Raw genomic sequence first — 9,173 nt, 5'->3', positions numbered from 1 at the left:
CGGGCGCCGACGACTCGGCGGCCGGCAGCACCGCGGTGGCCCCGGTGGTCGGCAGCGTGACCCGGGTGGTGGACTCGGCGAGCGCGGTCGCCTGCGCCACGATCCGCTTGAGCATCGAGCGGGTGGTCGAGGCGTCGAGGCGCTTGTCCGGGTCCTTCTCCAGCAGACCCTCGATCACCGGGCGCAGCGGCCCCGCGTGCTGCGGCGGCGGCAGCTGCTCGGTCATCACCGCGGTGAGGGTGGCCAGTGCCGAGCCGCGGTCGTAGGGCGGCTTGCCCTCCAGCGCCGCGTAGAGCGTGCCGCCCAGCGACCACAGGTCGGCCGGCGGGCCGGGCTTCTGGCCGCGGGCCCGCTCCGGGGATATGTACGAGGGCGCGCCGACCAGCATCCCGGTCGAGGTGACCGAGGAGTCCCCCTCGACGCTGGCGATGCCGAAGTCGGTCAGCACCACCCGGCCGTCGTCGCCGATCAGCACGTTGGACGGCTTCACGTCCCGGTGCAGGATCCCCTGGCTGTGCGCGGCACCGAGCACGCCGAGCAGCTCCAGCCCGATCTCGGCGGCCCGGGTCGGGGTGACCGGCCCGTCCTCCTTGACCACCTCGGCCAGCGAGCGGCCGTCGACCAGCTCCATCACGATCCACGGCCGGTCGTCCTCCTCGACCACGTCGAAGACGGTGACGGCGGCGGTGTGCCGGATCCGCGCGGTGGCCTTGGCCTCGCGCAGCGTCCGGACGATCAGGCGGTGCCGCTCGTCGTCGTCGACGCTGCCGTGCATCCGCAGTTCCTTCACGGCGACGATCCGGCCGAGCATCTCGTCCTCGGCCCGCCAGACGGTCCCCATGCCGCCGCTGCCGAGGACCGAGTCGAGCCGATACCGGTCGGCCAGGACGCGTCCGGAAGTGCCCTGCGGCTGGGTCATTCGGGCGTTCCCCCATGTGCTGCTGCCGGTCAGGTGACGAACCGTCGGGGTCGCTGCGCGCACCGGTCCGACGGTCAAGCCTCCATCATCCCCTGTGCCCGCGGCGGCTGTTCACTCGACCCCTGGAATTCGGAAGCGTGACCTGAATCCGGTGTTCCCCGACCGGACGGCACTGCTAGCGTTCGCCCCCGTCGCATCCGCACCAGCACGGGGGAAGCTCCATGACCGCGCCCGTTCCGCCCTCCCACCAGCCCGTTCCGCCGCAGCCCGGGCCGCCGGCCTTCGGCCCGCCGCAGGGGTACGCCAACCCGCAACCGCCGGTTCCCGGCCAACCGGCCGCCTACGCCCAGGGCGCGCCCTACGGCTACCCGCAGCCGGGCGCACCGGTCGCGCGGCGCGGCAACGCGGGCGCCGGGATCGCGCTCGGCCTGGTCACCATGCTGGCCGGCGCCGCGGCGTACGGCTTCATCATGAAGGCCACCAACTCGCAGTGGAGTTACTTCGCACTCGCACTGTCCATGGCGGTCGCCCTCGCGCTCGGCCGGGTCGGCGGGCGCAACCCGCTGCTGCCGGTGCTCGGCGCGCTCTTCTCGCTGCTCGGGGTCTTCCTCGGCCAGCTGTTCTTCATCTACCTGGTGCTGCACCAGCAGTACGGCCTCGGCCCGGGCGACGTGTTCGGCTCCGAGTTCGGCGACACCATGCAGGGCTGGAAGGCCATGATGGACGCCAAGGACATCTTCTTCTACCTGGTCGCCGGCATCGAGGGCTTCGTCTTCACCCGGCGCTTCGCCCGCTGACCGGGGCGGCGACGGGTACGGGGGGGGGGGGGGGGGGGGGGGGGGGGGGGGGGGGGGGGGGGGGGGGGGGGGGGGGGGGGGGGGAGGGAGGGGGGGGGGGGGGGGGGGGGCACACCCAAAGAGCCCCCCCCCCCCTGCTGTGTGTTGACGCAGTGTCAGGCCGAGGCCGGGGGGTAGAGCGCGGGCGGCAGCTCGGCCGCCGCCGCCCGGTCCAGCAGCCAGAGCGTGCGGCTGGTGCCGTACGCCCCGGAGGCCGGGGCCTGCAACTCGCCGGGGCTGGACAGCGCCAGCGCCACCGCGCCCGCCTTGTCCTCGCCGGCCGCCAGCAGCCAGACCTCGCGGGCCGCCCGGATGGCCGGGAGGGTCAGCGAGATCCGGGTGGGCGGCGGCTTCGGCGCCCCGCGCACCCCGACCACGGTGCGCGCGGTCTCCCGCACGCCCGGGTGCTCGGGGAAGAGCGAGGCGACGTGGGTGTCCGGGCCGACGCCGAGCAGCAGCACGTCGAAGGCCGGCACCCCGCGGCGGTCCTGCGGACCCGCGGCCTTGGCCAGCTCCTCGGCGTACCGCTCGGCGGCGGCCTCCACGTCGGCGCCGTCCACGCCGTCCGAGGCGGGCATGAAGTGCACCCGCGCCGGGTCCAGCGGGACCCGGCCGAGCAGCTCGTCGGTGGCCTGCACCGCGTTGCGCTCCGGGTCGGCGGAGGGCACGAAGCGCTCGTCGCCCCACCACAGGTCCAGCCGGGACCAGTCCACCGCGTCCCGGGCCGGGGAGGCGGCGATCGCGGCGAGCAGCGCGTTGCCGTTGCGCCCGCCGGTGAGCACCACCGAGGCCAGGCCGCGGGCGGACTGCGCGTCGACGATCTTGGTGATCAGCCGGGCGGCGGCCGCCTGGGCCATCAGCTCCTTGTCGCGGTGGACGACCAGCTGCGGAACGACGGTCACGCGCCGCCCCGCTTCGCGGCCTTCTTGCCGGTGGCCTTGGCGGTGCTCTTCGCGGTGCTCTTCTCGGCGGCCTTGGCGGTCTTCTTGGCGACCTCCTTGGCGGCCGCCTTGGCGACCTTCCGGGCCGGCTCCGCGGCCGCCGGGACCTTGGCGGTCACCCGGGGGGTGGCCACCGCGGCCTCGACCACGTTCGCGGTCTCCTCGGCCACCTCGGCCAGGCCGAGCGCGTCGCCCGCGGTGGGCGCCGGGCCGTCGGCCGGGTCGATCAGCCGGCTGACGCCGGTCCGCACCGCCGCGGCGTAGATCGCGTCCTCGTCCAGCCGGCGCAGCTCCTCGGCGATCAGCTCGGCGGTGTCCCGCCGCTTGAGCGCCACCAGGCGGTCCGGCGAGCCCGGGATGGACAGGGTGCCCATCAGCCCGTCGGGCCGGTCGAGGACGATCTCCCCGGCCTTGCTGCGCAGCCGCACCGCGGTGATGCCCGGACCGTCGGTGGTGACCCGCTCCACCGGCACCCGCAGCCGGTCGTGCAGCCACAGGCCGAGCAGCTCGACGCTGGGGTTGTACGACTCGCCCTCGACCACCGCGCCGGTGACCTGGGTGGGCCGCTGGTCCAGCGCGGCGGCCAGCATGGAGCGCCAGCTGGTGAGCCGGGTCCAGGCCAGGTCGGTGTCGCCGGGCGTGTAGCTGTCCGCCAGGACGGCCAGCTGCTCGACCGGGTTCTCGGCGGTGACCGCGTCGGTGATCCGGCGCTGGGCGATCGCCCCGAGCGGGTCCTGGGCCGGGTGCAGCGGGGCGTTCTCCGGCCACCAGATCACCACGGGGGCGTCCGGCAGCAGCAGCGGCAGCACCACCGACTGGGCGTGCGAGGCGAGTTCGCCGTGCATCCGGAGGACCACCGTCTCGCCCGAGCCGGCGTCGGAGCCGACCAGGATCTCGGCGTCCAGCCGGGCACCGGCCCGGGCCCGGGGCGAGCGGCCCGCGCGCTTGATCACCACGAGGATCCGCGAGGGGTGCTCGCGGGAGGCGTCGTTGGCGGCCTTGAGGGCGTCGTAGGCGCTGCCCTCGTCGGTCACGATGACCAGCGTCAGGACCATGCCGGCGGCGGTCGAACCGACCGCCCGGCGGGCGTCCATCAGGGTGCTGTTGATCTTGCTGGACGTGGTGTCCGTCAGGTCGATCTTCATGGCCGGCGCCAGCTCCTGCCGTCTCGTGCGAGCATCTCGTCCGCCTCGGCCGGTCCCCAGGTGCCGGCCGCGTACTGCGCGGGCTTGCCGTGCTGGTCCCAGTACTTCTCGATCGGGTCCAGGATCTCCCAGGAGAGCTCGACCTCCTGGTGCCGCGGGAAGAGGTTGGCGTCACCGAGCAGCACGTCGAGGATGAGCCGCTCGTACGCCTCCGGGCTGGACTCGGTGAAGGACTCGCCGTAGGCGAAGTCCATCGTCACGTCCCGGACCTCCATCGAGGTGCCCGGCACCTTGGAGCCGAACCGCACCGTGACGCCCTCGTCCGGCTGCACCCGGATCACCAGGGCGTTCTGTCCCAGCTCCTCGGTCGCGTAGGAGTCGAACGGCAGGTACGGGGCGCGCTGGAAGACCACCGCGATCTCGGTCACCCGGCGGCCCAGCCGCTTGCCGGTGCGCAGGTAGAACGGCACCCCGGCCCAGCGGCGGTTGTTGATCTCCAGCTTGATCGCGGCGTAGGTGTCGGTCTTGGACTCGGGGTTGATGCCGTCCTCGTCCAGGTAGCCGACCACCTCCTCGCCGCCCTGCCAGCCCGCGGCGTACTGCCCGCGCACCGTGTGCCTGCCCAGGTCCTTGGGCAACTGCACAGCGCTGAGCACCTTGAGCTTCTCGGCCACCAGGGCCTTGGGGTGGAACGAGGCCGGCTCCTCGATGGCGGTCAGCGCCATCAGCTGGAGCAGGTGGTTCTGGATCACGTCCCGGGCCGAGCCGATGCCGTCGTAGTAGCCGGCCCGGCCGCCGATGCCGATGTCCTCGGCCATGGTGATCTGCACGTGGTCCACGTAGGACCGGTTCCAGATCGGCTCGAACATGGTGTTGGCGAAGCGGAGCGCCAGGATGTTCTGGACGGTCTCCTTGCCCAGGTAGTGGTCGATCCGGAAGACCTCGTCCCGCGGGAAGACCTCGTGGACGACCTTGTTCAGCTCCTGGGCGCTGCCCAGGTCGTGGCCGAACGGCTTCTCGATCACCGCGCGGCGCCAGGAGCCGGCCGGCGGGTTGGCCAGGCCGTGCTTCTTCAGCTGCTGGACCACGGTCGGGAAGAACTTCGGCGGCACCGAGAGGTAGAACGCGAAGTTGCCGCCGGTGCCCTGCGCCTTGTCCAGCTCCTCGATGGTCTGGCGCAACTGGTCGAAGGCGTTGTCGTCGTCGAAGGTGCCCTGGACGAACCGCATGCCCTTGGCCAGCTGCTGCCACACCTCCTCGCGGAAGGGGGTGCGCGCGTGCTCCTTGACGGCGTCGTGCACCTCCTTGGCGAAGTCCTCGTCCTCCCACTCGCGGCGGGCGAAGCCCACCAGCGAGAAGCCCGGCGGCAGCAGGCCGCGGTTGGCGAGGTCGTAGATCGCCGGCATCAGCTTCTTGCGCGACAGGTCGCCGGTGACGCCGAAGATCACCAGACCGGACGGTCCGGCGATCCTCGGCAGTCGGCGGTCCGCCGGATCGCGCAGCGGATTCACCGGCAGCTGCGGAACGTCCCCTTGCGTCACCTCGGCCCCCTCCAGGTCGGGAAATGCTGGTGCATTGCTCACTGCTGGGCTCAGCTTTCCGTGCGAGTGCGAGCGGGTCAGTTGCTCTCGGCCGCGAACGACGCCAGCGAGGCGGTCACCGTGTCCAGCAGCTCCTGCCAGGAGGCGTCGAACTTCTGCACGCCCTCGTCCTCGAGCACCTGGACCACGTCGTCGTAGTCCACGCCGACCTTGGCCAGCGCGGCCAGCACGCCCTGGGCGTCCTCGTAGTTCGAGGTGATGGTGTCGCCGGCGACGGTGCCGTGGTCACCGGTGGCGTCCAGGGTGGCCTCGGGCATGGTGTTGACGGTGCCGGGGGCGACCAGCTCGGTCACGTACAGGGTGTCCGGCAGCGCCGGGTCCTTGACGCCGGTGGAGGCCCACAACGGGCGCTGCGGCTTGGCACCGGCGGCCTCCAGGGCCTTCCAGCGCTCGCCGGCGGCCTTCTTGCCGTCGACCGAGCCGAAGACCTCCTCGTAGGCCTGGTAGGCGAGCCGGGCGTTGGCCAGGGCGGCCTTGGAGCGCAGCGCCTTGGCCTCGTCGGTGCCGATCGCGTCGAGGCGCTTGTCGATCTCGGTGTCGACCCGGGAGACGAAGAAGGAGGCGACCGACTCGATCGAGGAGAGGTCGATACCCTTCGCCTTGGCCTGCTCCAGGCCGGTCAGGTAGGCGTCGATGACGGCCTTGTAGCGGTCCAGCGAGAAGATCAGGGTGACGTTGACGCTGATCCCGTGCGCGATGACCTCGGTGATCGCGGGCAGGCCGGCCTTGGTGGCGGGGATCTTGATCAGCACGTTGGGGCGGTCCACCAGCCACCACAGCTGCTTGGCCTCGGCCACGGTCGGCGCGGTCTCGTGGGCCAGGCGCGGGTCGACCTCGATCGAGACCCGGCCGTCGCGGCCGTTGCTGGCGTCGTAGACCGGGCGCAGCACGTCGGCCGCGTCCCGCACGTCCGAGGTGGTGATCATGCGGATCGCCTCGTCGGTGCCGACCTTGCGGACCGCCAGGTCGCGCAGCTGGCCGTCGTAGGAGGTGTCGCCGCTGCCGGCGATCGCCTTCTGGAAGATGGTCGGGTTGGTGGTGACCCCGACCACGTGCTTGCTCTGCACCAGCTCGGCGAGGTTGCCGCTGTTCAGCCGGGTGCGGCTGAGGTCGTCCAGCCAGATCGCCACGCCTTCGTCGCTGAGGCGCTTCAGTGCGTCAGTCATACTGCTCAGTCCTTCGGTCTGTCGGTCTTCAGGAAGCGGGAGGGGCCGCGCGCCCGGGAGCCCGTCGGGCCCACCGGGCCGGTCGGGTGTGCCTCGGGCGCGCGGCCGGTGGAGCGTCAGCGGTTGACGGCTTCCAGGGAACGCAGCGACTTGTGGGCGGCGTGCGCCACGGCCTCGGCGGTGATGCCGAACTCCTGGTACAGCACCTTGTAGTCGGCGGAGGCACCGAAGTGCTCCAGGCTGACGATCCGGCCGTGGTCGCCGACCAGGTCGCGCCAGCCCTGGGCGATCCCGGCCTCGACCGACACCCGGGCCTTGACGGTGGGCGGCAGCACCTGGTCGCGGTAGGCCTGGTCCTGCTCGTTGAACCACTCGACGGACGGCATCGAGACGACGCGGGTCCCGATCCCCTCCGCTTCCAGGGTCTCGCGGGCGGCCATCGCCAGCTGCACCTCGGAGCCGGTGCCGATGAGGATCACCTGGGGCGCGCCGGTGGAGGCCTCGGCCAGCACGTAGCCGCCCTTGGCGGTGCCCTCGGCGGAGCCGTACACCTCGCGGTCGTAGGTCGGCACGCCCTGGCGGGTCAGCGCCAGGCCCACCGGGCCGGGGTGGCTGGTCTGGCGCTCCAGGACGGTGCGCCAGGCGACCGCGGTCTCGTTGGCGTCGGCCGGGCGGACCACCGACAGGCCCGGGATGGCGCGCAGCGCGGCCAGGTGCTCGACCGGCTGGTGGGTCGGGCCGTCCTCGCCCAGGCCGATCGAGTCGTGCGTCCAGACGTAGGTGACCGGCAGCTTCATCAGCGCGGCCAGTCGGACCGCCGGGCGCATGTAGTCGGAGAACACCAGGAAGGTGCCGCCGTAGACCCGGGTCCTGCCGTGCAGCGCGATGCCGTTCATGGTCGAGCCCATGGCGTGCTCGCGGATGCCGAAGTGGATCGTCCGGCCGTAGGGGCCGGCGCCCTTGAGCGGGTTGCCCTCGGGCAGGAAGGAGGAGCCCTCGTCGATCGTGGTGAGGTTGGACTCCGCGAGGTCGGCCGAGCCGCCCCACAGCTCCGGGATCAGCGCGCCGAGCGCCTTCAGGGTGTCGCCGCTGGCCTTGCGGGTGGCGACGTCCTTGCCGGCCGGGAAGACCGGCAGCTCCTTCTTCCAGCCGTTCGGCAGCTCGCCGGCCTGGATCCGGTCGAACTCGGCGGCGCGCTGCGCGTCGGCCGCGCGCCAGGCGCCGAAGCCGCTCTCCCACTCGGCCCGGGCGGCCTTGCCGCGCTGGATCACCTGGCGGGCGTGGCTGAGCACCTCGTCGCTGACCTCGAAGGTGCGGTCCGGGTCGAAGCCCAGCACCTTCTTGGTGGCGGCGATCTCCTCGGCGCCGAGCGCGGAGCCGTGCGCCTTGGCGGTGTCCTGGGCGTTCGGCGCCGGCCAGGCGATGATGGTGCGCATGCCGATGATCGACGGGCGCCCGGTCTCGGCCTTGGCGGCGGCGAGCGCGGCGGCCAGCGCCTGCACGTCGATGTCGCCGTTCTCCTTGGGCGCGACGCGCTGCACGTGCCAGCCGTAGGACTCGTAGCGGGCCAGCACGTCCTCGGAGAAGGCGGTCTGGGTGTCGCCCTCGATCGAGATGTGGTTGTCGTCGTAGAGCGCGACCAGGTTGCCGAGCTTCTGGTGGCCGGCCAGCGAGGAGGCCTCGGCGGAGATGCCCTCCTCCAGGTCGCCGTCGGAGACGATCGCCCAGATGGTGTGGTCGAACGGGGACTGGCCCGGCTCGGCCTGCGGGTCGAACAGACCCCGCTCGTAGCGGGCGGCCATCGCCATGCCCACCGCGTTGGCGATGCCCTGGCCCAGCGGGCCGGTGGTGGTCTCCACGCCGGCGGTGTGGCCGTGCTCCGGGTGGCCCGGGGTGCGGCTGCCCGCGACCCGGAAGGCCTTCAGGTCGTCCAGCTCCAGGCCGTAGCCGGAGAGGAAGAGCTGGGTGTAGAGCGTCATGCTGGTGTGGCCGGGCGACAGCACGAAGCGGTCACGGCCGACCCAGTTCGGGTCGGTCGGGTCGTGCCGCAGGAAGCGCTGGAAAATGAGGTAGGCCGCGGGGGCGAGGGCCATCGCCGTCCCCGGGTGGCCGTTCCCGACCTTCTGCACCGCGTCCATGGCCAGGACCCGGGCGGTGTCGACCGTCCGCTCGTCGAGGTCGGACCATTCGATCGCGTTCGTCGGAGTCGTGCTCACCCTTCTCAGGGCTCCTTCCGTAGTGAGGTGTGACCCCGTGAAGGGACCGGGTCGGCCACGTCGCTGTGGGCCGGACGCTGGGTCGGCGCCGGTCACGGAGGGTTGATCCCGCTGCTGCGGCCGAGCCTACCCCCCAGGCCGGGGCCTGCCTTCCGTACGGGGACAACCGGGGGTTTTCGGCGTGCGATTCCGTCAAGTAGTGCGCCCGGCTCACCCGGGCATCACCTGTCCCACCTTCGCCCGGTTTGTCCGTTGCCGCCCGCTGATCAGCGGCTTCCTTCGTCCACTCACCCACGGGAGTGCGGCCCGGCCCCGTCAGTCGACCCCGGAGCGGATCCGGAGATATGCA

Annotated in this window: 7 protein-coding genes; 1 reads left to right on the top strand and 6 read right to left on the bottom strand. The window is 72.5% G+C overall.

Going from position 1 to position 9,173, the window contains the following annotated elements:
* Positions 1–919, bottom strand: a 919-nt coding sequence (locus ACQRUO_RS24175; RefSeq protein ID WP_428318138.1) for a serine/threonine-protein kinase, incomplete at its 3' end; no start/stop codon positions are given.
* A 221-nt stretch (positions 920–1,140) separates the two neighbouring features.
* On the opposite strand from ACQRUO_RS24175, the gene ACQRUO_RS24170 reads away from it, so the two are divergent.
* Positions 1,141–1,716 carry a hypothetical protein gene (locus ACQRUO_RS24170; RefSeq protein WP_428318137.1) on the top strand — a complete coding sequence of 192 codons (576 nt, stop codon included), beginning with the start codon at positions 1,141–1,143 and terminating at the stop codon, positions 1,714–1,716.
* 155 nt (positions 1,717–1,871) lie between these two features.
* Here the strand turns inward: ACQRUO_RS24170 and pgl are convergent, their stop codons facing one another.
* The 5 genes from pgl to tkt form a co-directional block, all read right to left on the bottom strand.
* Entirely contained in the window at positions 1,872–2,657 is a 786-nt protein-coding gene (pgl, locus tag ACQRUO_RS24165) for a 6-phosphogluconolactonase (RefSeq protein ID WP_428318136.1), read from the bottom strand.
* Positions 2,654–3,841, bottom strand: a complete 1,188-nt coding sequence (gene opcA / locus ACQRUO_RS24160) for a glucose-6-phosphate dehydrogenase assembly protein OpcA (protein ID WP_428318135.1) — start codon at positions 3,839–3,841, stop codon at positions 2,654–2,656. The genes pgl and opcA overlap by 4 nt, the downstream gene beginning before the upstream one ends.
* Positions 3,838–5,358 carry a glucose-6-phosphate dehydrogenase gene (zwf, locus tag ACQRUO_RS24155; RefSeq protein ID WP_428318141.1) on the bottom strand — a complete coding sequence of 507 codons (1,521 nt, stop codon included), beginning with the start codon at positions 5,356–5,358 and terminating at the stop codon, positions 3,838–3,840. Before zwf ends, opcA begins: the two co-directional genes overlap by 4 nt.
* A 101-nt stretch (positions 5,359–5,459) precedes the next feature.
* Positions 5,460–6,608 carry a transaldolase gene (tal, locus tag ACQRUO_RS24150; RefSeq protein WP_428318134.1) on the bottom strand — a complete coding sequence of 383 codons (1,149 nt, stop codon included), beginning with the start codon at positions 6,606–6,608 and terminating at the stop codon, positions 5,460–5,462.
* Between the two features lie 116 nt (positions 6,609–6,724).
* Positions 6,725–8,824: a transketolase gene (gene tkt / locus ACQRUO_RS24145; RefSeq protein ID WP_428318133.1), complete on the bottom strand. Its 2,100-nt coding sequence runs from the start codon at positions 8,822–8,824 to the stop codon at positions 6,725–6,727.
* Between the last annotated feature and the right edge of the window lie 349 nt (positions 8,825–9,173).

The organism is Kitasatospora sp. LaBMicrA B282, from assembly GCF_050325825.1.
GTDB lineage: Bacteria > Actinomycetota > Actinomycetes > Streptomycetales > Streptomycetaceae > Kitasatospora.
This window is presented reverse-complemented; position numbering and strand designations above follow the sequence as displayed.

Coding starts and splice junctions, on each gene's coding strand:
- opcA (WP_428318135.1), bottom strand. CDS start 3,841: ATGAAGATCGACCTGACGGACACCACGTCCAGCAAGATCAACAGCACC.
- ACQRUO_RS24170 (WP_428318137.1), top strand. CDS start 1,141: ATGACCGCGCCCGTTCCGCCCTCCCACCAGCCCGTTCCGCCGCAGCCC.
- tal (WP_428318134.1), bottom strand. CDS start 6,608: ATGACTGACGCACTGAAGCGCCTCAGCGACGAAGGCGTGGCGATCTGG.